Below are 23,532 nucleotides of genomic sequence, written 5' to 3'. Positions count from 1 at the left end.
GTGAGTCGGGTGAGTCGGGTGAGTCCCGTACGGATCGGGGTCGTCGGGGCCGGGAACATGGGCGCCGACCATGTGAACACGCTGCACCGCTGGGTGTCCGGCGCCGAGGTCGCCCAGGTCGCCGACCTCGACAAGGGGCGGGCCGCCGAGGTGGCGGCGGTGCCGGGGGCGCGGGCCACCGACGACCCGCTCGCGCTGATCGCCGACCCGGAGGTCGACGCGGTCGTCGTCGCCTCGCACGACAGCACGCACGCGGAGCTGGTGATCGCCGCCGTACGGGCCGGGAAGCCGGTGCTGTGCGAGAAGCCGCTCGCGCCGACCACGGCGGAGTGCGTGCGGGTCCTCCGGGAGGACCGCGCGGACCTGGTCTCCCTCGGTTTCATGCGCCGCTTCGACCCCGGGTACGCCGAGCTGAGGGCCGCCGTCGCCGCCGGTACGGCCGGTGTCCCCCTCCTGGTGCACTGCGTGAGCCGGGGTGTGTCCGCCGCGCCCGGCGCCACCGACGAGTTCAGCGTCACCGGGTCGGCGATCCACGAGTTCGACACCGTGCCCTGGCTGCTGGGCTCCCCCGTCACCGAGGTCAGCTGGCACGCGGCCCGGCCCACCCCGTCGGCGACCGGGCTGCGCGACCCGCAGGTGATGCTGCTGCGCACCGCCGACGGCGCCCTGACCACCGTGGAGACCTTCCTCAACGCCGGGTACGGGTACGACATCCGCTGCGAGGTCGTCGGCGAGCACGGCACGCTGGCGCTGACCGACCCGGCCCGGCTGGTCACGGACACCGCCCGCACTCGCGCCACCGGCTACCCGGCCGACTGGCGGCCCCGGTTCGCCGACGCCTACCGGCTGGAGCTCCAGGCCTGGGTCGACGCCCTCACCGAGGGCCGGCCGGCGCCGCTGGCCACCGCGTACGACGGACTGGTGGCGTCCGCGGTCGCCGAGGCGGTCATCACGTCCATGCACGCCGGCGGCCGCACGGTCGCCGTCCAGGTCCCGGAGGTCTGAGTTGTCCGCGCACCCCGCCTTCCCGTCCGCCCTGCCCGCCCCGCGCACCCCGGACCCGATGGACGCGCCCGCGCTGCGCTGGGGCGTGCTCGGCACGGGCTGGATCGCCGAGCGGTTCGTCCGGTCGGTGCGGGACCACACCCGGCAGCGGTTCACCGCCGTCGCCTCCCGGGACGCGGGCCGGGCCGCCGGGTTCGCCGACCGGCACGGCATCCCGGCCTCCTACGGCTCGTACGAGGAACTGGTCGCGGCGGCGGACGTCGACGTGGTCTACGTGGCGACCGAGCACACCGCCCATCTCGGCTGCGCCCGGCTGGCGTTGGAGGCGGGCAAGCACACCCTCGTGGAGAAGCCGCTGGCCCTCGACGCGGCGCAGGCCGAGGAGCTGGCCGGGCTGGCCGCCGAGCGCGGGCTGTTCTGCGCCGAGGCGCTGTGGACCTTCTTCCTGCCCCGGTTCGACGTGGTCCGGCAGATCCTCGGCTCCGGGGTCCTCGGCGACGTCCACACCGTGCTGGCCGACCACGGCGAGCACTTCGACGCCGGCCACCGCATCCTGCGCGCCGACCTGGCCGGCGGCCCGCTGCTCGACCTCGGCACCTACCCGGTCTCCCTGGCCACCTGGGTGCTGGGCGAGCCGGCCGGGATCTCGGCCTTCGGCCAGCCGCACCCGGCCGGCGTCAACGGCCAGCTCTCCGCCGTCCTGCGGGACCGTGACGGCGGCCAGGCGGTCGTCCACACCACGCTGTTCAGCGACACCCCGACCACCGCGACCATCGCGGGCAACCGGGCCACGCTGACCCTGCCCGGCCCCTTCTACCAGCCCGGCGACGTCCTCCTCACCCCGGCGGGCGGCGGCACCACGCTGACGTACACGGAGCCGCGCACCGGCCACGAGGGACTGCACTTCGAGGCGGCGGAGGTGGCGAGGTGCGTGGCGGAGGGCCGGCGGGAGTCCGCGCTCCGGCCGCTGGACGCGTCGGTCACCACCCTGCGCGCGCTGGACGGCATCCGGCACGCCTGCGGCATCGAGTTCCCCCGCTGACCCGCCGACCCGCCGACCCCGCCGACCCCGCCGACCCCGCCGACCCCGCCGACCCCGCCGACCCCGCCGACCAGGCAAAACCAGGCAGACCAGGCAGACCCACAGGCCGGTCACGCGCACAGCTTCATGCCCTTCGGGGTGTAGCAGGGCACGTGGCCGTGCGTGCGGATCACGTCCTCGCCGTCGCCCTGCACGACGTACGACAGGAAGCTCGACGCCAGCGAGCCGGCCGCCGGCTGCCCGTACGTGTACGCGTACTCGATCTCGCGGTACGGGTAGGGGCTGTCGCCGTTCTCGATCGCGTCCACGGACGGGGCGTCGTGGTCCAGGGCGAGCACGTGCAGGCCCTTCGCCCCGGCCGCCACGTTCAGTTCGGCGTAGCCGACCGCGCCCTTCAGGGCGGCCACCTCGGACAGCACCTGGTCCGTCGAGTCCAGCTCGCAGCGGACGACCGGCGCCGTCCGGTCGTCCTTGCGCACGCAGTCGACGGAGGAGTTGGCGATCTCGCCGCGTCCCAGCACCCGCCGCTGGAAGACCTGCCGGGTACCGGAGTTGGCGTCCCTGCTGACCAGCCGCACCGGCAGGTCGGGGCCGCCCAGCTGCCGCCAGTTGGTGATCTCGCCCCGGTACAGCCGCCGTACGTCGGCCGTGGCGAGGTTCCCGAGTCCGACGCCGTCGTTCACGACAAGGGCGAAGACCACCAACGCGACCCGGTTCTCCTTCAGTTCGGGCCTGCCGGTGGGCTTGGGTCCGTCCGAGAGGGCCACGTCCGGCGGGGAGCCGTTCTTCTTCCAGGCCGCTCCGGCGCTCTCCAGGTCCCTGATCCCGGCGGTCGAGCCGTGCGCGTCCACGGTGACCGACGCGCCCGCGCAGTCCTTCTCGTACTGCTCCGCCGCGTCCCGCATCACCGGGGCGAAGGCGGTCGAGCCGTAGACCTGGAGCGAGCCCTTGGCGCAGCCCATCGGCGGCGGGTCGTCGTCGCGGGCCACGACGATCGTGGCGAGCGTGACGACGCTGAGCGTCAGCATGATGCTGATCAGCCGGGAGGCGCGGCTGAACAGGGGCGTCGCGTCGTCCGGGGTGGCGCTGCGGTTGGGGTGCACCTCGCCGTCCTGGAGACCGCCGATGAGTCTGATCTCCCGGCCGACGTCACCGCCGGACAGCAGCACCAGGAGCTTGAAGTGCTCGCCCGCGTTGAGCGGGACGCGCGGGATGCGCAGGGTGTTGCCGGAGTAGCCGAAGCCGCGGTCGGGGGTGAAGTGCGGCATGAGGTGGTCGCTGTCGGTCGGCTGGGTGACCGAGACGCCACGGACGGTCCGGTCGGTGAAGACCGCGGTGAGGCCGTGTATTTCGGGGCTGGTGTAGTCGTCGCGGCCGATGCCCTGGGAGCCGTCGTTCTCGATCCGCAGCAGGACGAGGGTGGCACCGGCCATGTCCGGGGCCTCGTCGAAGAGGCCGAGCCGTCTGCCGATGCGGCCCGAACGGATGTCGTCGCCGATCGGGTTGTCCATCTGCACGCGGTAGCCGATCCGTCGGCGGCGCGGGACCCGGCGCTCGAACCAGAAGATGGCCGCCGACGCGACGATGCCGGCCACCGCGGTGCCGACGGCGACGATGTTCTCCGTGCTCAGCCACTCCATGTGGGTGCCCCCGCCACTCCCCGGAGTCGGATGGTGCGGTCACCGTAAGGGGCGGGGCGGGGACGCGAAGGGGCAATCCGGACACGCGGGCCGATGTTCGCCGAACGTTCAACTGGCGCTGGCGAAAGGCGAGTTCAGCTCTTGCTGTAGGTCAGGCTCTCGTCGCCGTTCTGCTTCGCGCGCCGGATCCTGCCGTCCGACAGGAGGGTCACCTCGGTGGCGTCCCCTGCGGTGCAGGACGACAGCGGCTCACCGGTGGTGACCGTGGACGGGCCTATCTCCAACGGGCCCGAGGAGGAGGGTCGTTCGGCGAGCTTCGCCTCGAACTCGCAGTGGTAGCCGGGGCCGTCGGCCACGAGGGTCAGCACGGTCTCCCCCACGGCACCCTGGCGGATGCTGAGTTCGCGGGTGTTGTGGCCGGTGGAGTTGTCGATCTCCGTGGTCCAGGTGCCGAGGAAGGCGGACGGGACGGTGCCGTCCGGGGAGGCCGAGGCGGAGGCCGACCCGGTGGCCGCGGGTTCACCGGCCGTGGTGGGGGCGGAGACCGACGGGGCGGAGGTGGACCCGCCGCCGTCCGCCCGGGTGTCGCCGTCGTCGCTGTTCATCAGCGCGTACACCGAGCCGCCCGCGGCGAGCATCACGATCAGGGCGATGGTGACGAGGAGCGCGGTGGAGCGGGGGGAGCGGCGGGGCTCGTCGCCGGCGGGGTCGTAGAGGGACGGGGGCGGCGGGGTGTGGACCGGCTGGGTGGGGGCCGGGGCGGCGACCGCGGTGTACGGGTTGTCGTACGGCCCGGAGGGCTGGGCCGGGAACGCGGGCTGGGGCTGGGGGTGCGGCTGGGGGTAGCCGTAGGCGGGGTGGGCGGTGGAGTGTTCGGGCGAGGCGGTGCCGTGGGACGGGTGCGGGTACGTCGTGGCCGGCGCTTCCTGGTCGAAGCCCCGCGTTGCCGCGAAGGAGCCGTGCAGCGTGGGGTTCTCCACCTCCAGCAGTTCGACGGCGTGCCGGCCCAGCTGGGCCACCAGGGCTCCGGGCAGCCAGGGGTCGCGGGCCCGGCCGTCCGCCACCGTGTCGCCCGCGCCCATCCGCAGCAGGATCGAGTCCAGGGACGGCCGGGTCGCCGGGTCCTTGCGGAGGCAGTCGCGGACGACGTCGGCGATGTCCTCGGGGAGGCCGGAGAGGTCGGGTTCGTCCTGCGCTATGCGGAACATCAGGGCGTGGGCGCCGCCGTCGGTGGAACCGAAGGGGAGCCGGCCGGTGGCCGCGTAGGCGAGCACCGAGCCGAGGCAGAAGATGTCGCAGGCCGGGGTGATCCGGTCGCCGCGCACCTGTTCGGGGGCCATGAAGCCGGGCGAGCCGACGAGCGAGCCGGTGCGGGTGAGGCCCTCGCCGGGCATGGTCTCCAGGGCGCGGGCGATGCCGAAGTCGATGACCCGGGGGCCCTCGATGGTGAGCATCACGTTGGACGGCTTGAGGTCGCGGTGGACGATGCCGGCCGCGTGGATGTTGCCGAGCGCGTGCGCCAGTCCGGCCGCGAGGATGCGCACCGAGCGGTCGGGCAGCGGGCCGTGGTCGCGCTCGACGACCTGCTGGAGGCTCGGCCCGGCCACATAGCCGGTGGCCACCCAGGGCACCGCGGCCTCGGTGTCGGCGTCCAGGACGGGCGCGGTCCAGTACCCGCCGACCCGCTGGGCGTTGCGCACCTCCTGCCGGAAGCGCGCCCGGAACTCCTCGTGCTCGGCCAGCTCCGACCGGACCAGTTTCACCGCGGCGGTACGGCCGCGCTCCGACCGGGCGAGGTACACATGGCCCATGCCGCCCGCGCCCAGCCGCGCGAGCAGCCGGTAGCCGCCGATGCGCTGCGGATCCCCCGGCCCCAGCTTCTCCATGGCAGATCCGCCTCTCCCCCACATGTGTGATCGAGCCGAGAATAATCCGGCCGCCGTGGTGGCCGGGCGGCGCGGTGTCCACGATTGCGTAACGGGCGCCCGGCCGGGGCCGCCCACGGGCTGTGGACAACCTGTCGCGGATTACCCCTGACCACGGAACATGTCGCCGATGTCGCTCCCGTGCCGGGCGCATCTACGCTCCCGGCCATGACCCCTCAGCCTCAGCCCCAGGCCGGCGCCGCCGTCAAGGCCGCGGACCGTGCGCACGTGTTCCACTCCTGGTCCGCGCAGGACCTCATCGACCCGCTGGCCGTGGCCGGTGCCGAAGGGTCGTACTTCTGGGACTACGACGGCCGCCGGTACCTGGACTTCAGCAGCGGGCTCGTCTTCACCAACATCGGCTACCAGCACCCGAAGGTCGTCGCCGCCATCCAGGAGCAGGCCGCGCGGATGACGACGTTCGCGCCCGCGTTCGCCGTCGAGGCACGGTCGGAGGCGGCCCGGCTGATCGCCGAGCGCACGCCCGGCGACCTGGACAAGATCTTCTTCACCAACGGCGGGGCCGACGCCGTCGAGCACGCGACGCGCATGGCCCGGCTGCACACGGGCCGTCCGAAGCTGCTCTCCGCCTACCGCTCGTACCACGGCGGCACCCAGCAGGCCGTCAACATCACCGGCGACCCGCGCCGCTGGCCGTCCGACTCCGGCGCGGCCGGGGTCGTGCACTTCTGGGCGCCCTACCTCTACCGTTCCCGTTTCTACGCGGAGACGGAGGAGCAGGAGACCGCGCGGGCGCTGGAGCACCTGGAGACCACGATCGCGTTCGAGGGGCCGGGGACGATCGCCGCGATCATCCTGGAGACCGTGCCCGGGACCGCCGGGATCATGGTGCCGCCGCCCGGTTACCTGGCGGGTGTCCGGGAGATCTGCGACAGGTACGGGATCGTCTTCGTGCTGGACGAGGTGATGGCCGGGTTCGGCCGGACCGGTGAGTGGTTCGCCGCCGACCTGTCCGGGGTCGTGCCGGACCTGATGACCTTCGCCAAGGGCGTGAACAGCGGGTACGTGCCGCTGGGCGGCGTCGCCATCGGCGCGCGGATCGCCGAGACCTTCGGCAGCCGGCCCTACCCGGGCGGGCTGACCTACTCCGGGCACCCGCTGGCCTGCGCCGCCGCCGTCGCCACCATCGAGGTGATGGCGGAGGAGGGCGTCGTGGAGAACGCGAAGCGGCTGGGCGCCGAGGTCGTGGGACCCGCGCTCGCGGCGCTCGCCGAGCGGCACCCGAGCGTCGGCGAGGTGCGCGGGGTCGGCATGTTCTGGGCGCTGGAGCTGGTGAAGGACCGGGAGACCCGGGAGCCGCTGGTGCCGTACAACGCGGCCGGCGAGGCCAACGCGCCGATGGCGGCGTTCGCCGCCGCCGCGAAGAAGAACGGCCTGTGGCCCTTCGTGAACATGAACCGGACGCATGTGGTGCCGCCCTGCAACATCGGCGAGGCCGAACTGAAGGAGGGCCTCGCCGCGCTGGACACCGCACTCGGCGTGGCCGACGAGTACACCGGCTGAGCCGGACGGACACCGTGGGTAATCCGCCACACGCCACGGCGTAATCGGCCGCACCACCGCGGGAACCGATACAGGAGGATTACGGAGGCAACCCGAACGCGTAAGGTGGCGTGCTCGTAGATGTACATGTAAGCGAGCACGTCACCCGTACGCGTGAGGAGTGGCACCCGACGATGCCCGGCAACGGCGCTGTGACCCGCAGTACCCTGCGCCAGCAGATCGCGGACGCGCTCCGTGACGAGGTGCTCGCCGGGCGGCTCCAGCCGGGCCGGGAGTTCACGGTCAAGGAGATCGCCGAGCAGTACGGGGTCTCCGCCACGCCGGTCCGCGAGGCGCTGGTCGACCTGTCCGCGCAGGGCATCCTCGACGCCGACCAGCACCGCGGCTTCCGGGTCCCCGAGTACGGGCCGGCCGACTACCGGGGCATGATCGAGGCCCGCAGCCTGGTCACCGACGGCATGTTCCGGGCCCTGGCCGAGGGCCTGCACCCCGCCTTCAAGGATCCCCAGGACCCGCGCGTCGCCGCCGCCCTGGCCGCGGTCCGCCGGCGCGGCGAGGAGGCGCAGCGCGCCGCGACCGCCGGTGACCTCACCATCCTCATCGGCTACGACCTGCGCTTCTGGCGGGAGCTGTCGGCCCTGTTCGGCAACCCCTACCTCGGCGACTTCCTGCACCGGCTGCGCGTCCAGTCCTGGGTGTGCGCGGTGCAGCACCTACGGCGGCTGCCCGATCTACGCGGGTATCTGTGGTCCCTGCACACCGAGTTGGTCGACGCGCTGTCCCGCCGGGACGCGGAGACCGCCCGGGGGATCGTCGCCGCGTACAACACGCACTCCCTCGCCCTCATCGAGCGACTGGCGGAGAACGGATGACCGCGATCACGGGGACGGTCGGCACCGGGGAGGTCGACCTTTCCGTCGTCGTCCCGGCGTACAACGAGGAGGAGCGGCTCGGTCCGACCCTGGACGCCGTCACCGGCTACCTCGCCGACAACGAGAGCCGCTTCGGCACCTGGGAGGTGATCGTCGCCGACGACGGGTCGACCGACGGCACCCGCGAGGTCGCCGCCTTAGCCCATCCACGGGTGCGCCTGGTCGCGAGCGACCGCAACCACGGCAAGGGCAGCGCCCTGCGGCTGGGCGTGGCGGCCAGCCGGGGAACCCGGGTGCTGGTCACCGACGCCGATCTGGCGACCCCGATCGAGGAGCTGGAGCGGCTGGACAAGGCGCTCGGCGAGGGCAACGCGGCGGCGATCGGCTCGCGCGCGGTGCCGGGCGCGGAGATAGCCCACCACCAGCACCGGCTGCGCGAGCTGCTGGGCCGCGCCGGGAACCTGCTGATACGCGCGACCGCGGTGCCCGGCATCCGCGACACCCAGTGCGGATTCAAGCTGTTCGAAGGCGACCTGGCCCGCGAGGCGTTCGCCGGCTCCCGGCTCGACGGCTGGGGCATAGACGTCGAGGTGCTCCAGCACCTGCACCGCGACGGGCATCCGATCGCCGAGGTCCCGGTCCGCTGGAGCCACCGGCCCGGCTCCAAGGTCGGCCCGCTGGACTACCCGAAGGTCCTCGCCGACCTGGCCCGGCTGCGGGTGCGCCGGCTGCGTCCGGCCGATCTCCTGGTCCCCGTCCTCTTCCTGGTCCTGTCGGTCGCCCTCTACTCGGGCCGCTTCTTCGACCCGGACCACCGCTATCTGACCGACTCCCTCCAGGACCAGAACCAGTGGGAGTGGTTCTTCGCGGCGACCGCGGACAACATCGCGCACCTGCGCAACCCGTTCTTCTCCGACCTCCAGGGCTTCCCGGACGGCGTCAACCTGATGGCCAACACGGTCATGCTGGGCGTCTCCGTCCCGTTCGCCCCGCTCACGCTGCTCGCCGGACCGGCCGTCTCGCTCAGCGTCTGCATGGCGCTGGGGCTCGCCGCGACCGCCGTCGCCTGGTACTGGCTGATCGTGCGGCGGGTGGTCCGGCAGCGGGGCGCGGCCTTCACCGGTGCGGCCCTCGCGGCGTTCGCGCCGCCGATGGTCAGCCACGCCAACGCACACCCCAACTTCGTGATCCTGTTCATGATCCCGCTGATCATCGACCGCGCCCTGCGGCTCGCGGCCGGCGCCCGGGTGCGGCGGGACGGGATCGTGCTGGGGCTGATGGCGGCCTACCAGGTGTTCCTGGGCGAGGAGCCGTTCCTGCTGGCGGCGGTGGGCATGGCGCTGTTCGCCGTCGCGTACGCGGCGGTGCGGCCCCGAGTGGCGCGGGAGGCCTGGCGCCCGCTGGGCCGGGGCCTGCTGATCGCGGGCGCGGTCTGTCTGCCGATCGTCGCCTTCCCGCTGTACTGGCAGTTCAGCGGCCCGCAGAGCTACCACAGCGTGCTGCACGGCGACGACGCCGGCAACAGCCCGCTGTCGCTGCTCGCCTTCGCCGAGCGCTCCCTGCTCTTCGGGAACGCGGGCCGCGCCAACGAGCTCTCCCTCAACCCCACCGAGCAGAACGCCTTCTACGGCTGGCCGCTGCTCCTGCTCGTCCTCGGGATCGTCGTACGGCTGTGGGAGCGGCCGCTGGTGAAGGCGCTGGCGTTCACCTCGGCGGCCGCCGCGCTGCTGTCGCTGGGCCCGAAGGTCCGCATCCCGCTCACGGAGGCGGTGTACCCGGGCCCGTGGGCCCTGGTCCGCAAGCTGCCCCTGTTCGAGTCGGTCATCGAGGGCCGGGTGGCGATGATCTGCGCCCCGGCACTGGGAGTCCTCCTCGCCCTGGCGCTGGAGAAGGTGCTGGCCACCCGGCGGGTCGGCGCCCAGTACTTCGGTCTGCTGGCCGTGGCGCTCGCGCTGCTGCCGATCCTGCCCGCGCCGTTGAAGTCGGAGCAGCGGCAGGCCGTCCCGGTGTTCATCACGAGCGGGATGTGGAAGTCGTACGTGGGCGAGGGCGAGTCGCTGGTTCCCGTCCCGCTCCCCGATCCCGGCAATGCCGAGGCCCTGCACTGGCAGACGGCGTCCGGTCTCGGCTTCAAGATCCCCGGCGGCTACTTCAACGGCCCCTACGGCGATGACCGTACCGGTATCTACGGCGCCGCCCCGCGGTTCACCTCGAACATGCTCCGGGACGTCCGCTACTCCGGCAAGGTGCCGGTGATCGGCAAGAACTGGCGGGCGCAGGCGAAGAAGGACTTCGCGTACTGGAAGGCGGGCGTCCTGGTGGTCGCCCCGCAGCCCAACGACGACAAACTGCGGCAGGCCGTCGAGGCACTGACCGGGAAACCCGGTAAGTGGACCGGCGGGGTCTGGGTATGGGATCTGCACGAGGGGAGCTGACCGGCGCCGCACCGATTACTCTTCCCTGACCACCTAGCTGAACACGAGCTGTGAACGCGCTGACACGAGGAGCCCTCTTTGGCCTGTGACCTCTGGCTGGTACCACTCGTCGACGTGTTGTGCCACACCCCCGACAACCCGTTCGCCGACGAACTCGCGCAATACAACAAGGTGCTGGCCGAGGCCGGACTGCCGCCGGTTCCGGTCTACCAGTACATGCCGGGCCTGTCCGGCGAGGTCGCGCCGGTGGCCGGCTTCGACTACGACGCCCTGCACTTCCTGCGCCGCGCCTACCTGCTCCAGGTCTGCGGCCTCCCGGTGACCCCGGTGGACGACCTGGGCGGCGACTACGAGCAGCTCCTGGAGATGTTCGAGTCCACGGCCCAGCAGTCGCACCTCGTCTGGCACTACGACCACGCGGGCGCCTACGTCCCGGTCGACTTCCCGAACCCGCTCTCCAGCGACGAACTCCTCGCCAGCGGCGGCCCGCTGGGCTCCTCGCAGAGCCTGTTGCGGGAGCTGGAGTACGTCGCCCCCTCGATCGGCATCGACCCGGCGAACCCGCCGGCCGCGCCGCAGCCACCGGCCGCGCCGACCGGCCTGGAGGAACCGGCGGTTCCGGCGCCGTACGATCCCAGTCCGTTCGCCCGTGAACGGCACGTCTGGCTGGGCCTGCACGCGGCCGCGACCCGCAGCCTGGCCCAGGGCTCGATGATCGTCTTCAGCTGACGGGTGGGGCGGCCGACGGAAGGACGCCCCAGCCGAGCACCGTCAGTTCTGCTCGACGATGCGGATGGTGCGGATACCCGTGCCCCGGTACCGCATGGGGGTCCTGGTCAGCACAGGACGGCCGCGTGGCCAGTCGACGGTCGGCAGGGCGAGGTGCAGCACATGGGCACCGCTCCAGTCGGCCTCGTCCTTTTCACGATCGGACGCGCCTTGTCCGGACGCGCCTTGTCCGGCCCGCAGCCGCTTGCCCACCGCGGTGACCGCCGCGAAGTCGAGTCCCTCGATGTTCACGGACGGCAGCGCGCCGACGTGTTCGGCGACACCGGCCCGCTCCCGCTCGGCGGCCGCGAGACTCACCGCGGGGATGTAGACCCGCAGCGCGGGGTCCTTCTCGGCCTCGACGACGAGCCGGGAAGCCATGCTGTTCCCGGCGCCGAGCGCCAGGGCCGCCGTGTCGTCGAAGATCACGGCACGGGGCAGCGGATAGCGCTCGCCCTCGGTCACTGGACCTCTCCGATGCGTCCCGACTCGATGTCCGCCCACAACTGCTCGCCGGCCTTCTCGTCCGCTTCCGTGTAGGGCCGGCCGAGGAAGTGCTCCTCGACATACGCCCTGGTCTCCTCGTACCGCTTGCGCAGCTCTTCCTTGGTGGGCGTGGCCCCCGCCAGCTCCGCCACGAAGTCCCGCATGCTCATCCCGCGCTCCCGGGCCAGCTCCTGGAGACGGTCCCGAACCGCGGGGTCGACCTTGATCGTGGTGTCAGCCATGAGGACAGTATACCGACGGTATACCACCTCGGGACGCTTGAGTGTGGCAGTCATCGACGTTCCTTTCCTTGGGGGCTAAGCCGCCACCGGGTGAAGTTTTCGCCTTTCACCCGGCGGTGTCGCGAATTCGTACGGCCGCTCGAACACCTCGCAGACCGTCGAGTACTGCCGCGTCACCGGATCCCGTCGCACCACCCGCCGCAGATACCGCCGTTCCTCCAGCTCACGCAGGGACACGGCGATCGACATCCACCCCTCCCGGCGCCGCTCGGCGAGGATGCGCTCGGTGATCCAGCAGCCGTTCGGAAGGCTCAGAAGGTACGCCAGTACGCCCACCGCTCCCCAGGACAGACGCCGGTCCCGGGAAAGGGACTTGGAGAGGGCTGCGAAGGCGCGCACGGGCGCCGTACGATGAATGCGCATCGGAGTGGTAGCTCCCGGTGTCGAGCCCCCGGGTGTTGGCGCACCGCGGGGGCAATCTCGTCTGGTCGTGACTCTAGGGCCACACAAAGTGCCACGCGCAAGTCACAATCCCCTTTTCCTCTTGCATTGTTGACGTATTTCACTCCGGGGAGTGAAGCGCGGTCCGCAGCAACCGCGTGTGGACGAAACGGCCCTGGGCGGTGGGCCGGTAGCGCCACGACAGCGGCCAGGTCATGTCGTCCAGCGCGGGGACCGGGATGAACGACTCCCGCGCCGGAACCGACGTCAGCCGGGTCACCTCCGCAGGCCAGGGCAGGTGGTCGGTACTCCCGGCCGGCACCAGGAAGTACACGCACCGCCGCCCGGTGGCGACCTCGATCACCGGCCCCGGGTCGCCCCCGGTCATCTCCGCGAGCCGGTCGGCGAGCCGCCGCCCCCACGCCCCGTCGTCCACCCGCACCGCGTCGAACTGCACACCGGCCTTGCGGAGTTGGACGCCGGATTCCGGCAGCCAGTCCGGCTTCGACCGGTCACTTTGCGTATTCATGAGACCACTGCGACGGCCGTTCGGTGACCGGGACGTCCTGCGCGACCAATTGTGCTCGCTCGCGCAGGACGCGGAGCGGGAGAATGTGAGCGTGCTGCAAGTTCTGCCGACGGAGCGGGGGTTGAGGGGCGGACACGCGGGCGCACGCGGCGACATGCAACTGGTGGAGACCAAGGAGCACCATCGCCTGGTCTACATGGAGATCGAGGACGAAAGTGTGCTGGTCAGCGATCCCGCAAAGGCCGCTCGCCTCACTCATCGGTATGCGAAGATCCGCACTCAGGCGCTGAGTTCGGACGACTCGCTGAGCCTCATCCGGAAGCTGGCAGAAAAAGAGCGGACATGACGAGCACCGCAGGTTGGTTCAAGTCGAGCTACAGCAACGACAGCGGCGGCCAGTGCCTGGAGAGCGCCTACACCTGGCGCAAGTCCTCGCACAGCGACGGCGGCGGGCACTGCCTCGAAATAGCCCCCTGCCCCCACACCGTCCACATCCGCGACTCCAAGACGGGCGCCGACGGGCCCCCGGCTCGCCGTCTCCCCCTCCGCCTGGGCCGCTTTCCTGGGCGCGGGCCCGGTCCGCTAGGCGAAGACGGTGAACAGGGCGAGTGCGGGGCCGGTCGTGTAGACGAGGGTGCCCGCCGCGAGGAACGTCCAGCGGCGTCGGGTCTGCGTCGCGCCCAGCACGACCGTGGTCACCGCGGCGGCCAGCGTGACCGACGGCCCGAACAGCGCCAGCAGCACCCAGCCGGAGCCGTCGCAGAACAGCTGAGTTCCGGCCGAGGTGCCGCAGCTGTCCCCGGCGAAGAGCATGCCGAAGAACAGCAGCCCGTTGAACGCGACGGCGACCACGAGCAGCAGTGCGGACACGACGGCGAAGACGACTCGATGGCTCATGTCCCCAATGTCGCCGCCGCCCCCGCGTCCGCGCCTGAGTAGGGCTACTCAATCAGGGCGACGGACGTCGAGATGAGTAGCCCTACTCAGGCGGGCGCCGACGGCCGGACGGCATCGTGGGGAGCACACCAAGAGACGACCGACCGCCCGGAGGCTCCCATGAACACCCGCCCCCTCATATCGGCGCTGCGCACGCCCGTCGCCCTCGGCTACCTCGCCCTGGTCACCGCCGTCGTGGTCTGGGTCGTCGTGGACGCGCTGTTCGTCGAGCACGTCGGCGCGAGCATGGCCGGGGTCTGGGCCTTCCTGGCCACCGCCCCGACCTCGCTGCTGTTCGTCATGCTCCCCGGCCCCCTGGCCTGGACCGGTGTCGCGATCGGCGCACTCGTCCAGGCCGCCGTGTTCGGATTCGCCTACCAGACGCTCAGCGGACGCTTCGCGCACCGGCGTACGAGCCCGGGAAACGCCTGACGGCCAGGGTCCACCCGGCGGCGGTGAGCGCGGCCAGCGCCAGCACGATCAGCAGCAGCGTGGTGTGCGAGCCGGCGCTGTCGGCGGTCCGGGCGACGGGGTTGGGCAGGCCGAGCCGGTCGGCCAGCCAGCCGAGGGCCGCCACGCCGGTGAGCGCCGCGCCGGTCAGCCGGAGCGCGGGCTGGACCCGCAGCCGGGCGAGGACCAGCAGGGACGGCAGGGCGAGGCAGACCAGCAGGAGCTGGACGAGTTCGATGCCCAGGTTGAAGCCGAGGAGGCTGGTCGCCAGCTGCCCGGTGGACAGGTGCATCTCGGCCAGCACGAAGGAGAACGCCATGCCGTGGCCGAGCCCGAAGACACCGGCCACCAGCGCTTCGCGGCCGGGGAAGACCGGACGGATCGCGTGGACCGCGCCGACCAGGATGCTGGCGGCGATGAACGCCTCCACCGGCCAGGAGGGGATCGCGAGGCGGCCGAGGGAGCTGGCGGCCAGGGCGATGGAGTGGCCCACCGTGAAGGCGAGGGTGATGCGGCCGATGCGCAGCAGCGCCCGGCGGGCGGGGACCAGGCCGGTCCAGCGGCCCGCGGTGGCGGCCAGCGGCGCGGGCAGCAGCAGGATCAGCAGGAACAGCAGGTGGTCCGTGCCGGTGAGGATGTGGTTGCCGCCGAGTCCGACCATCGCGACGAAGCCGCGCCAGGCGCTGCCGGTGCCGAGGTCGACCTTCAGGGCCGGGACCTTCATGTGCCGGACGTCGAGTTCGATGGTGCCGACCTGGGTGGTGCCCTCGCCGTCGACGTGCCCGCCCGCCCAGTCCTGACGCACCTTCACCAGGATGACGTGCGTGACGACCTGGTGGACGATCGCGTCGTCGCGGAAGGTGAAGCGGCGCACGTCGGCGCCGGCCGGGGGCGTGAGGACCGCGGTGACGGTCAGTTCGCGGTAGGTGCCGGTGGAGGTCTGCCGGGTGCGGCTGAGCCGCATCGCGCCGACGGTGACCCGCCACGCCTTGCCGCCGGTGGTGGTGGGGTGGACGTGCGCGGCGAGGTAGGCGCGGACCGCCCGGGCGCGGGCGGCGGGAACGGTCTTCCCGGAGACGTCGTCCAGTGCGATGCCGCTGGCCCGGGAGAAGTCGGAGACCGGCAGTTCCAGGCGGGCGGAGACCGAGGACCGGTACACGTCCAGCTGCACGACCGAGTGCGGCATCGGATGCGCGGCGGCCGGCGACGCCCCGAGGAGGAGCGCCGTCGGCACCACGATCGCGATCCCGGCCACCAGGCGGAGCACTGTGGTCAGCCAGAGTCGCGGTCCGGTCATGAGAAGGAGAACTCGCTGCCGTAGTCGCGGGTGTGGTCGCGGTACACGGTGTGGTAGTGGATCTGGTCGCGGTAGACGACGCCGTCCTGGCAGACGAACTCGATCCACACGCCGGGGCCGTCGATGCGGACGTAGTCGCCCTGGGTGTCCAGAGCGGTGCCGCCGGAGTACGAGATGTAGGTCTCGTCCAGCTCCTTGGCGTACGTCTTCATGAGCTGCTCGGCGGTGGCGTCGTCCGCGTCGGCCACCCAGGGGCGCATCGCGGCGAGGACCAGCTTCTTCTGCTTCGCCGAGAGCTCGCTGACCTTGATGCCCTCCTTGGTCTCCGGGAAGTCGCCGTCCTTGTCCGGGCCGAGCAGCACGTCGCTGAACGACTCGGACAGCTTGGCCTCGGCCAGCTGCGCGGTGCTCAGGCTGCCGGTGAGCTTGAGCATGCCGTCGCGGAACTTCTTCAGCGGCGCGACCGTGGTGCCGTCGCTCGCGGTCCAGCTGGAGGGCTCGACGCCGGTGAAGTACGGGCTGGCGCCGGCGACCTTGCCGTTCTTGTACGTGATGTTCACGGCGAGGTGGTGACCGCCGAAGTGCAGCTGCCAGGTGCCGGTCGCCGACGGGGTACCGAGGAACGCCAGGAAGTACTGGCCGCTGCCGTAGCCGCCGCCACCGCCACCGGCGCCGCCGGAGGGCGGGGTGCCCGTGGGGGCGTCGGTGGGAACGGCGGTGTCGGTGGACGTCGCGCTCGGGTCCGCGGAGGCGGAGTCGGTCGGCGCGTCCGTCGGCGCGTCCGTCGGCGCGGCGTCGGTGCTGGTGGCCTGCGCCGAGGCGAGCACGTCGTCGGCCGCGAGGGTCTGGAGGACGTGCTCGTAGCCGGTGTCCTTGCCGGTGCCCAGGGCCTCCTTCAGCACGGCCTCGGCGGCGGCGATCTGATCGGTGCTCAGCGTGCTGAACTCGACGCCGACACGGCAGGAGGAGCCGCACGGCAGGTTGGACCAGGCGGTCGCGTTGGCCTGGGTGAAGTCCAGCAGCGTCTCCGACTGCTGGTCGGTGGTGAGGGTGTTCAGGAACGCGTTGGCGGCGCTGACCACGCCCGCGACGCCCTTCGCCTTCTTGTTCACCGGGCGCTGGACACCCACGCCGGACTTCTGCGCGCCGTCGGTCGAGGCATTGGCAACGGCGAATCCACCGCCGACCAGAACAACGGCCGTGGCGGCTCCTGCCACACCCCGCCAGGTCCGCCGGTTGCGTATCTGACGAGTTCTCTCTTTGCTCACAAAATACTCCTTCTGTAGCACGCGGGGGGCGGCTGACCAGGAGGTTAGCAACTAACAATGTTTTTATTCAACGCACTGGAGGCATCCGGAAAACAAAGTCGAATTACATCCGAAATGCGGGTTTCAGGATTCACATATTCGGCTGGATACACCGAGGGGACTGACAGGTTCCCCTTATTTTCCAAAGAGAAAAGTGGCGGCCCCACCCGAGGTGGGACCGCCACTTTCCGGAGCGGGTGACCGCCGCCGCTAGAAGACCGGCGTGCCGTCCTGCGTGAGCTTCCAGTTGACGGAGGCGAAGTCGGCCGGGTCCAGGGTGCCCTTGGCCAGCAGGTAGTCGATCATCAGCTGGCGGATCTCGTCGGTGGAGCTGTACGCGATCTCGGCGGCCGCGATGTGCGGGTAGCCGGAGCCGCCGTTGGCGCGGTAGTTGTTGACGGCGACGACGAAGACCTGGTCGTCGGCGACGGCCGCGCCCCCGTAGGTGAGGTTCTTGATGCGCGAGCCCTCGGCCTGGGCGATGTCGATCTCGTACGAGACACCGGCGGCCGTGTCGTACATGTAGTCCCAGAAGCTGTTGGCGTTGGTGAGGGTGGCGGTGTCCACCGCCGTGCCGGACGGCACCTGGTGGTAGTACTTCGCCGCGTACTCCAGGTAGTCCTTGAGCTGGGCACCCGTCAGCTTCTTGCCGTACAGGGTGTTGTCGTAGATGTAGAGGCCGGCGACGTCCTTGATGGTGACGTCGCCCGCCGGGATGTCGGCGGTGCGGCTGAAGGGGGCCGCCACCGAGATCAGCGGGAGGGCGGCGTCGGCCGTGGACAGGCCCGCCCTGACCGCCTGCGTCTGGACCTCCTGGATGAAGTCCATGACCGGCACGTCCTTCCAGCAGGACTCCGCCGCCGAGAGGTCCTCGGTGCAGGTGCCGACGGCCGTGTTGACGTACTGCACGACGAGTTCGTGGTCGGCCTCCAGCAGCTTCCTGATCTCCGGGTCCTCGTCGACCGTGTTGGGGTCGAGGGTCTGCGCGGACTTGCCGGTCACCTTCCAGCGGCCGTGGTCGAGTTCGACCTCGAAGTCGAAGACGCTCAGGCGGTAGCCCCAGCAGTACGGCTCGGAGAGCAGGACGTCCTCGCCGGTCTCCGCGTTCTTCACGGTGTAGGAGGAGACCTCGACGTGGGTGTGGCCGACCAGGATCGCGTCGATGCCGGGGACCTGCTCGGCGACGAGGTTGGAGGCGTTCTCGACGTACGGGAGTTCGTCGCCGTAGGACGAGGAGCCGTCGAGGCCGGAGTGGTCGGTCAGGAAGACGACGTCGCAGCCGAGCGCGCGCAGCCTCGGCACGTACTTCTTCGCCTGCTCGACGAGGCCCGGGAAGACCATCCTGCCGCTGACGTTGTCCTTGTCCCACAGCGCGATACCGGGGTTGGTCAGGCCGAGGATGCCGACCTTGATGTCCGGGGCGCCGGGGACGCGGATCTTCTTGACGGTGTAGGGCGGGAAGGCCGGGCGCAGGGTCTTCGCGTCGAGCGCGTTGGCGCCGAGCAGCGGGAAGCGACACTGCCGCTCGAACTTGCGCAGGGTGTCGATGCCGTAGTTGAACTCGTGGTTGCCGAGGGCCGCGGCGTCGTAGCGCATGTGGTTCATGGCGACGGCCATCGGGTGCCTGACGGTGTCCCCGATCGGGTCGACGCGGGCGAAGTAGTAGGCCAGCGAGGTGCCCTGGATGATGTCACCGGCGTCGACCAGCAGGACGTGGTCCTCGCCCTTGGCCGCGCGCTGCTGCTTGATGAGGGTGGCGACCCGGGCGACGCCGACGGAGTTGCCCTTGCTGTCGCTGTAGGCCGCGTCCTTGTAGTAGTCCCAGTCGAAGACGTGGCTGTGCAGGTCGGTGGTGCCCAGGACGGAGAAGGTCCAGGTACGGGGCGCGCGCTCGGGCTTGTGCGGGGCGGCCTCGGCCGTACCGGCGCCGAGCGTGCCGGCGACGGCGACCGCCGCGCCGGTCACGGCCGACTTCTGCACGAACTCGCGCCGGTTCATGGGGTTGACGGGCATACGGGGCTCCTGGGGCTGAGGGCACGGTCGGACGGGCACGGCGGCGGGCTACCCGCGTAGATGCTTGCCGTACGCCGCGTCCGCGCGAAACCAGGAACGGGTCATGGCCGGGTCAACAAAGCGGAATGCGCGGGGCGTTCGGGGCGGAGCACACCCTCAGTCCGCACGCCGTTCACCCTGCCGTGTCGCGATCACCACCATCGCCTCCGACTCCCTCTCCTCGAACGCGCCGCGCACCCGGCCGCCGCGCGCGCCGAAGACGGCCTCCTCGCGCAGCCCGGCCCGCTCCATCATCGACAGCACCTGGGGCAGCCGGTAGTAGTGCATGAAGTGCCTGAACCAGCCGCCGCTGCCGTCGGCGCGCCGCAGCCGGACCGCCGTCAGGGAGGTCGCGGTCGTCGGGTCGGTGACCGAGTACTCCGTGCGGACGGCGCCGTCCGGCAGCACGGTCGTGTCGATCTGCCGCTGGACCCTGCGGTGTTCCCAGTGCGGCCCGTTCACGTACTCGAAGACGAACGGCGCCCCGGGCTTCAGCGCCGCGGCGGCCGTGCGGAACACCCCGGCGTTGTCGTCGTCGGCGTCCTCGTACCCGAACGACGAGCCGATGCTGAACACCGCGTCCATGGACGCCTCCGGGACGGCCTCGGGCAGCCCGCGCGTCATGTCCGCCACGACGTAGCGGACCCGGCCGGCCAGCCGCAGCGCCCGCCGCTCGCCGAGCGCCGCGACCTCCGGCTGGATGTCGAGGTCCGTCACGTCGAGCCCGTGCTTGACGAACCCGGCGTCATGCGTGCCGTGGCCCGCCCCGAGGACCAGGATCCGGGCCCCGGACGGCAGGGCGAGGCCGGTGTCCGCGAGCCGCTCCAGCAGATCGTCGACCAGCCGGATGTGCCGCTCCTCCGCGGCCACGTAGTCGGGGAAGCTCTCCAGGTAGAGCAGGCCGTACGACGGCTCGTCCGCGCCCAGCCCGGCCAGGAACACCTCCCGGGCGCGCTCCCGGTACCAGCGGGTGAGGCGGCCCGCGAACAGCCGCCGGTCCCCGTCGGTGAGCCGGGCGTCGACGTGGTCCCGGACCGAACCGTGCAGCTCCACACCGGCGTCGGTGCGCCGGAGCAGGAACCGCGCCTCCAGCCCGGCCACCAGCCCCGGTGTCTCCTCCTGTCCCGTCAGCTCGGCCAGCAGCTCGGCCGGGGCGGCCTCGTGGACGAAGGCCGCGGCCTTCATGACCGTGCGCTGGGCGGGGTCGAGCGAGTCGTAGACGGGACCGATCCAGGCGTTGAGGTCGTCGCGTCGGGCGGACAGGTCCACGGCCAGCACCTCGGGTCTCGTGAGCGTCGCCTGACCGGCGAAGAGGGTCAGGGCCTGGGGATTTCCCTCCCCCGCCCGGCGCCAGACCGTGTCCAGCTCGGCCTCGGACATCCGTACGCCGCAGCGCACCAGCAGTTCGCGGGCGTCCGGCTCGGGCAGTCCGCGCAGCTCGATCCACGGCGCGTCCGCGGTGCGGGGGATCTCCCGCAGATGTCTTCGGCTGGTCAGCACGACGGTCGACCGGCCCTCGGTGTGCACCGCGCGGCGCGCCCAGGCGACCAGCGCGGGATCGCGCACGGTGTGGAAGTCGTCGAGCACGAGCAGCAGCGGGTTGGCCGCCAGGAACACCGCGAGGGCGTCCTGGAGCCGCTCCCCGTCCGTGTCCGACCGGCCGGAGACCAGGGCGAGTTCGCCGGCGCCGGCCAGTTCGGTGTCGCAGGAGAGCGCGAGCGCCAGGGAGCGCAGGTTCAGGGTGTGGGCGCGCTCCGCGCAGAAGACCCACCTCACGCGGTGCGTCCGGGCGCACAGCCCGCACAGCGCAGCCACCAGCGTGGTCTTGCCGACCCCGGCGAACCCCTCGACGACCAGCGTCGGCGCGTGGGCGCGCACCCCGGCCCGCAGCGCACGCAGCTCCGCCGTACGGTCCACCAGCGGCCGCGCGTGACCCCGTACCCGGGCGTCGGGAGCGAGGACGGTGAACTCGCCGAGGAGCAGGGCGGACGACACCGCGGGCGGCCGCGGGCGGGCGCGGGAACGGCGGCCGTCCCGCCACTGGAGGAATCCGACGGCGGTACCCGCCACCCCCGCCACCGTGCTGATCAGCGCCGTGAGATCCATGGCCCGCCCCGGCTCGAAAGTCCGCGCGACACCCACGGCAATACCCACCGCGCTTCCCCCGCGAACCACGGCGGCCGGTGGATCGCGGCGGCCGGTGTGGTCCACCGGCCGCCGTGAACCGGCTACAGGAACGAGTTGATCTCGATCGTCTCGTCGCGGCCGGGGCCCACGCCGATCGCGGAGATCGGGGCGCCGGACATCTCCTCCAGCGCCTTGACGTAGTTCTGCGCGTTCTTCGGGAGATCCGCGAAGGACTTGGCCTTGGTGATGTCCTCGGACCAGCCGGGCAGCGTCTCGTAGACCGGCTTCGCGTGGTGGAAGTCGGTCTGGGAGTACGGGAGTTCCTCGACGCGCTTGCCGTCGATCTCGTACGCGACGCAGACCGGGATCTGCTCCCAGCCGGTGAGGACGTCGAGCTTGGTGAGGAAGAAGTCGGTCAGGCCGTTCACGCGGGTCGCGTAGCGGGCGATGACCGCGTCGAACCAGCCGCAGCGGCGGTCCCGGCCGGTGGTGACGCCCCGCTCGCCGCCGATCCGGCGCAGCGCCTCGCCGTCCGCGTCGAACAGCTCGGTCGGGAACGGGCCGGCGCCGACGCGGGTCGTGTACGCCTTGAGGATGCCGATGACCCGGCTGATCTTCGTCGGGCCGACGCCGGAGCCGGTGCAGGCACCGCCGGCGGTCGGGTTCGAGGAGGTGACGAAGGGGTACGTGCCGTGGTCGATGTCCAGGAGCGTGCCCTGGCCACCCTCGAAGAGCACGACCTTGTCGTCCTCCAGGGCCTTGTTCAGGACCAGGACGGTGTCGGCCACGTACGGAGCGAGCTTCTCCGCGTAGCCCAGCAGCTCCTCGACGACCTGGTCGACGGCGATCGCGCGCCGGTTGTAGAGCTTGGTGAGGACCTGGTTCTTGACGTCGAGGGCCGCCTCGACCTTCTGGGTCAGAATCGACTCGTCGTAGAGGTCCTGGACCCGGATGCCCACGCGGTTGATCTTGTCCGCGTAGGTCGGGCCGATACCGCGCCCCGTCGTACCGATCTTCCGCTTCCCGAGGAAGCGCTCCGTCACCTTGTCGACGGTCACGTGGTACGGCGTGATGATGTGCGCGTTACCGCTGATCATGAGCTTGGACGTGTCGACGCCACGCTCGTTCAGACCGCTCAGCTCGGAGAGCAGGACCGACGGGTCCACGACGACGCCGTTGCCGATGACAGGAACACAAGTAGGCGAGAGGATTCCGGAAGGGAGAAGGTGGAGCGCATACTTCTGGTCGCCCACGACGACCGTGTGGCCGGCGTTGTTGCCGCCCTGATAACGCACCACGTAGTCGACGGAACCGCCAAGCAGGTCCGTCGCCTTTCCCTTGCCTTCGTCACCCCACTGAGCACCGAGCAGCACAAGTGCGGGCACGCGCGTACACCCCTTCCGGGCGGGGCATGTCCAAGGTCAGGGGCGTACGCGTAAGGTTCGTCGCCGCGTAGCACCGCGGCCGTCGTTGGCCGCACAACCGTCGGACCGGATGCCCCGGAATAGACGAAGCCCCTGGCGCAATAGCGCAAGGGGCTCTTGCACAGTGATGCTACCCGAGGAAGCGAGGCAGGACCGAGGTGGCGACTTTCGCGACGTCCGATCAGCTGCTGGTGATCATCGATCCGGCGGCGAGGGAAACGGACAACGAATCCGTCCGGATCGCGAAAGACGTGCTCAGCGCGGGTGCGGCCGCGAAGGTGTGCATGCCGGACGGGCCCGAGGAATTCGCCCGGGTGCTGTCCCGCAGGGGGTCGCGGCGGCCGGTGGTGGTGGGCGACGACGGCGCTCTGGTGCGTACGGTGACCCTGTTGCACCGGCAGCGGGAACTGGCCGGATGTGTGCTGTCCGTCGTGCCGGTCGGGGCCGCGCTGGGCGTGGCGCACGCGCTGGGGGTGCCGTCCGGCGCGGTGGCGGCGGCGCGGGCCGTCCTGGACGGGGTGGAACGGCGCCTGGACCTGCTGGTCGACGAGAGCGACGGGGTGGTGCTGGGCGCGCTGCGGATCCCCCCGGCGGCGGCCGCCGAGGAGACGCCGGAGCCGGTGCCGGCCCGCGGGTGGCTGCGGCCGTACCAGCACCTGGTGCGGTCCCTGAGCGTCCGCCCGGCCGGGGCGATACCCCGGCCCGGACCGCCGGCGCGGCTGCGGGTGGAGGTCGACGGGCAGACGGTGGTGGACCTGGACCAGCCGGTGGAGGGTGTCTCGGTGACCCCGGGCGGGCGCGCCGGGCTGGCCGAGGTGGAGGTGCGGCCGCTGTCGGTGGGCGCGGAGGCGACGCCGGTACGGGCCTCGGGCCGCACGGTGACGGTGGCGGGCGCGGACTTCCGCTACCGGGCGGACGGCGGTGTGACGGGTCCGGTGCGGCGGCGGACCTGGCGGGTGGTGGAGGGTGCCTGGGGCCTCACGGTCCCGGCCTGACCCCCCGCCCACCACAACGACCGCTCGCGTGGCTC

At 71.6% G+C, this 23,532-nt stretch carries 21 protein-coding genes and 1 pseudogene; 10 read left to right on the top strand and 12 right to left on the bottom strand.

The window, feature by feature from the left end:
- Positions 1 to 18: 18 nt before the first annotated feature.
- Together ACZ619_RS09560 and ACZ619_RS09555 are read left to right on the top strand one after the other, a co-directional pair.
- Positions 19 to 1,005, top strand: coding sequence for a Gfo/Idh/MocA family oxidoreductase (locus ACZ619_RS09560; protein ID WP_469596298.1), 987 nt, complete (start codon positions 19 to 21; stop codon positions 1,003 to 1,005).
- Position 1,006: 1 nt separating this feature from the next.
- Positions 1,007 to 2,047, top strand: a complete 1,041-nt coding sequence (locus tag ACZ619_RS09555; protein ID WP_469596295.1) for a Gfo/Idh/MocA family protein — start codon at positions 1,007 to 1,009, stop codon at positions 2,045 to 2,047.
- 110 nt (positions 2,048 to 2,157) lie between these two features.
- Here ACZ619_RS09555 and ACZ619_RS09550 read toward each other — a convergent pair whose 3' ends face one another.
- Both ACZ619_RS09550 and ACZ619_RS09545 read right to left on the bottom strand, forming a co-directional pair.
- A complete protein-coding gene (locus tag ACZ619_RS09550; RefSeq protein WP_469596293.1) occupies positions 2,158 to 3,687 on the bottom strand; it encodes a substrate-binding domain-containing protein in 1,530 nt (509 codons plus the stop codon).
- A 134-nt stretch (positions 3,688 to 3,821) separates the two neighbouring features.
- A complete protein-coding gene (locus ACZ619_RS09545; RefSeq protein WP_469596291.1) occupies positions 3,822 to 5,573 on the bottom strand; it encodes a serine/threonine-protein kinase in 1,752 nt (583 codons plus the stop codon).
- 207 nt (positions 5,574 to 5,780) lie between these two features.
- On the opposite strand from ACZ619_RS09545, the gene ACZ619_RS09540 reads away from it, so the two are divergent.
- From ACZ619_RS09540 to ACZ619_RS09525, 4 genes are all read left to right on the top strand, one after another.
- Entirely contained in the window at positions 5,781 to 7,136 is a 1,356-nt protein-coding gene (locus ACZ619_RS09540; RefSeq protein WP_469596289.1) for an aminotransferase class III-fold pyridoxal phosphate-dependent enzyme, read from the top strand.
- Between the two features lie 173 nt (positions 7,137 to 7,309).
- Positions 7,310 to 8,008, top strand: a complete 699-nt coding sequence (locus ACZ619_RS09535) for a GntR family transcriptional regulator (protein ID WP_469596287.1) — start codon at positions 7,310 to 7,312, stop codon at positions 8,006 to 8,008.
- On the top strand, positions 8,005 to 10,443 hold the full coding sequence (locus tag ACZ619_RS09530; protein WP_469596284.1) for a dolichyl-phosphate beta-glucosyltransferase: 2,439 nt from the start codon (positions 8,005 to 8,007) through the stop codon (positions 10,441 to 10,443). Before ACZ619_RS09535 ends, ACZ619_RS09530 begins: the two co-directional genes overlap by 4 nt.
- A gap of 78 nt (positions 10,444 to 10,521) precedes the next feature.
- Positions 10,522 to 11,172, top strand: coding sequence for a hypothetical protein (locus tag ACZ619_RS09525; protein WP_469596281.1), 651 nt, complete (start codon positions 10,522 to 10,524; stop codon positions 11,170 to 11,172).
- Positions 11,173 to 11,214: 42 nt separating this feature from the next.
- Here ACZ619_RS09525 and ACZ619_RS09520 read toward each other — a convergent pair whose 3' ends face one another.
- The 4 genes from ACZ619_RS09520 to ACZ619_RS09505 form a co-directional block, all read right to left on the bottom strand.
- Positions 11,215 to 11,676, bottom strand: coding sequence for a PIN domain-containing protein (locus ACZ619_RS09520; protein ID WP_469596278.1), 462 nt, complete (start codon positions 11,674 to 11,676; stop codon positions 11,215 to 11,217).
- Positions 11,673 to 11,939 (bottom strand): cupin domain-containing protein, encoded by a 267-nt coding sequence (locus ACZ619_RS09515; RefSeq protein WP_469596275.1) that lies wholly within the window; start codon positions 11,937 to 11,939, stop codon positions 11,673 to 11,675. Before ACZ619_RS09515 ends, ACZ619_RS09520 begins: the two co-directional genes overlap by 4 nt.
- A 75-nt stretch (positions 11,940 to 12,014) precedes the next feature.
- Complete coding sequence (locus tag ACZ619_RS09510) at positions 12,015 to 12,362, bottom strand: hypothetical protein (protein WP_469596272.1); 348 nt, start codon at positions 12,360 to 12,362, stop codon at positions 12,015 to 12,017.
- Positions 12,363 to 12,501: 139 nt separating this feature from the next.
- Entirely contained in the window at positions 12,502 to 12,909 is a 408-nt protein-coding gene (locus ACZ619_RS09505) for a hypothetical protein (protein ID WP_469596270.1), read from the bottom strand.
- On the opposite strand from ACZ619_RS09505, the gene ACZ619_RS09500 reads away from it, so the two are divergent.
- The gene (locus ACZ619_RS09500; protein ID WP_469596267.1) at positions 12,908 to 13,255 is read left to right on the top strand and encodes a Scr1 family TA system antitoxin-like transcriptional regulator; all 348 of its coding nucleotides are present in this window, start codon (positions 12,908 to 12,910) and stop codon (positions 13,253 to 13,255) included. The genes ACZ619_RS09505 and ACZ619_RS09500 overlap by 2 nt on opposite strands.
- Positions 13,252 to 13,495: pseudogene (locus tag ACZ619_RS09495) on the top strand (DUF397 domain-containing protein). The gene ACZ619_RS09500 and the pseudogene ACZ619_RS09495 overlap by 4 nt, the downstream one beginning before the upstream one ends.
- On the opposite strand, the gene ACZ619_RS09490 reads toward ACZ619_RS09495, so the two are convergent.
- Positions 13,492 to 13,806 (bottom strand): hypothetical protein, encoded by a 315-nt coding sequence (locus ACZ619_RS09490; RefSeq protein WP_469596264.1) that lies wholly within the window; start codon positions 13,804 to 13,806, stop codon positions 13,492 to 13,494. The pseudogene ACZ619_RS09495 and the gene ACZ619_RS09490 overlap by 4 nt on opposite strands.
- Before the next feature lie 159 nt (positions 13,807 to 13,965).
- On the opposite strand from ACZ619_RS09490, the gene ACZ619_RS09485 reads away from it, so the two are divergent.
- Positions 13,966 to 14,277 carry an SCO4225 family membrane protein gene (locus ACZ619_RS09485; RefSeq protein ID WP_469596261.1) on the top strand — a complete coding sequence of 104 codons (312 nt, stop codon included), beginning with the start codon at positions 13,966 to 13,968 and terminating at the stop codon, positions 14,275 to 14,277.
- On the opposite strand, the gene ACZ619_RS09480 is transcribed toward ACZ619_RS09485, so the two are convergent.
- The 5 genes from ACZ619_RS09480 to ACZ619_RS09460 form a co-directional block, all read right to left on the bottom strand.
- A complete protein-coding gene (locus ACZ619_RS09480) occupies positions 14,231 to 15,592 on the bottom strand; it encodes a HupE/UreJ family protein (protein ID WP_469596259.1) in 1,362 nt (453 codons plus the stop codon). The genes ACZ619_RS09485 and ACZ619_RS09480 overlap by 47 nt on opposite strands.
- A complete protein-coding gene (locus ACZ619_RS09475) occupies positions 15,589 to 16,860 on the bottom strand; it encodes a DUF3500 domain-containing protein (RefSeq protein WP_469596256.1) in 1,272 nt (423 codons plus the stop codon). The genes ACZ619_RS09480 and ACZ619_RS09475 overlap by 4 nt, the downstream gene beginning before the upstream one ends.
- 249 nt (positions 16,861 to 17,109) lie before the next feature.
- On the bottom strand, positions 17,110 to 18,912 hold the full coding sequence (locus ACZ619_RS09470) for a bifunctional metallophosphatase/5'-nucleotidase (RefSeq protein WP_469596254.1): 1,803 nt from the start codon (positions 18,910 to 18,912) through the stop codon (positions 17,110 to 17,112).
- 156 nt (positions 18,913 to 19,068) lie between these two features.
- A complete protein-coding gene (locus ACZ619_RS09465; RefSeq protein WP_469596252.1) occupies positions 19,069 to 21,057 on the bottom strand; it encodes a methyltransferase domain-containing protein in 1,989 nt (662 codons plus the stop codon).
- A gap of 122 nt (positions 21,058 to 21,179) precedes the next feature.
- On the bottom strand, positions 21,180 to 22,463 hold the full coding sequence (locus tag ACZ619_RS09460) for an adenylosuccinate synthase (protein ID WP_469596250.1): 1,284 nt from the start codon (positions 22,461 to 22,463) through the stop codon (positions 21,180 to 21,182).
- A gap of 197 nt (positions 22,464 to 22,660) precedes the next feature.
- Between ACZ619_RS09460 and ACZ619_RS09455 the strand changes: the two genes are divergently transcribed.
- On the top strand, positions 22,661 to 23,497 hold the full coding sequence (locus tag ACZ619_RS09455; protein ID WP_469596248.1) for a diacylglycerol kinase family protein: 837 nt from the start codon (positions 22,661 to 22,663) through the stop codon (positions 23,495 to 23,497).
- Positions 23,498 to 23,532 lie beyond the last annotated feature (35 nt).

This window comes from Streptomyces sp. NPDC104367, from assembly GCF_055583825.1.
This window is presented reverse-complemented; position numbering and strand designations above follow the sequence as displayed.

Coding starts and splice junctions, on each gene's coding strand:
- ACZ619_RS09550 (WP_469596293.1), bottom strand. CDS start 3,687: ATGGAGTGGCTGAGCACGGAGAACATCGTCGCCGTCGGCACCGCGGTG.
- ACZ619_RS09545 (WP_469596291.1), bottom strand. CDS start 5,573: ATGGAGAAGCTGGGGCCGGGGGATCCGCAGCGCATCGGCGGCTACCGG.
- ACZ619_RS09540 (WP_469596289.1), top strand. CDS start 5,781: ATGACCCCTCAGCCTCAGCCCCAGGCCGGCGCCGCCGTCAAGGCCGCG.
- ACZ619_RS09535 (WP_469596287.1), top strand. CDS start 7,310: ATGCCCGGCAACGGCGCTGTGACCCGCAGTACCCTGCGCCAGCAGATC.
- ACZ619_RS09530 (WP_469596284.1), top strand. CDS start 8,005: ATGACCGCGATCACGGGGACGGTCGGCACCGGGGAGGTCGACCTTTCC.
- ACZ619_RS09515 (WP_469596275.1), bottom strand. CDS start 11,939: ATGGCTGACACCACGATCAAGGTCGACCCCGCGGTTCGGGACCGTCTC.
- ACZ619_RS09510 (WP_469596272.1), bottom strand. CDS start 12,362: ATGCGCATTCATCGTACGGCGCCCGTGCGCGCCTTCGCAGCCCTCTCC.
- ACZ619_RS09500 (WP_469596267.1), top strand. CDS start 12,908: ATGAGACCACTGCGACGGCCGTTCGGTGACCGGGACGTCCTGCGCGAC.
- ACZ619_RS09505 (WP_469596270.1), bottom strand. CDS start 12,909: ATGAATACGCAAAGTGACCGGTCGAAGCCGGACTGGCTGCCGGAATCC.
- ACZ619_RS09490 (WP_469596264.1), bottom strand. CDS start 13,806: ATGAGCCATCGAGTCGTCTTCGCCGTCGTGTCCGCACTGCTGCTCGTG.
- ACZ619_RS09485 (WP_469596261.1), top strand. CDS start 13,966: ATGAACACCCGCCCCCTCATATCGGCGCTGCGCACGCCCGTCGCCCTC.
- ACZ619_RS09480 (WP_469596259.1), bottom strand. CDS start 15,592: ATGACCGGACCGCGACTCTGGCTGACCACAGTGCTCCGCCTGGTGGCC.
- ACZ619_RS09470 (WP_469596254.1), bottom strand. CDS start 18,912: ATGCCCGTCAACCCCATGAACCGGCGCGAGTTCGTGCAGAAGTCGGCC.
- ACZ619_RS09465 (WP_469596252.1), bottom strand. CDS start 21,057: ATGGATCTCACGGCGCTGATCAGCACGGTGGCGGGGGTGGCGGGTACC.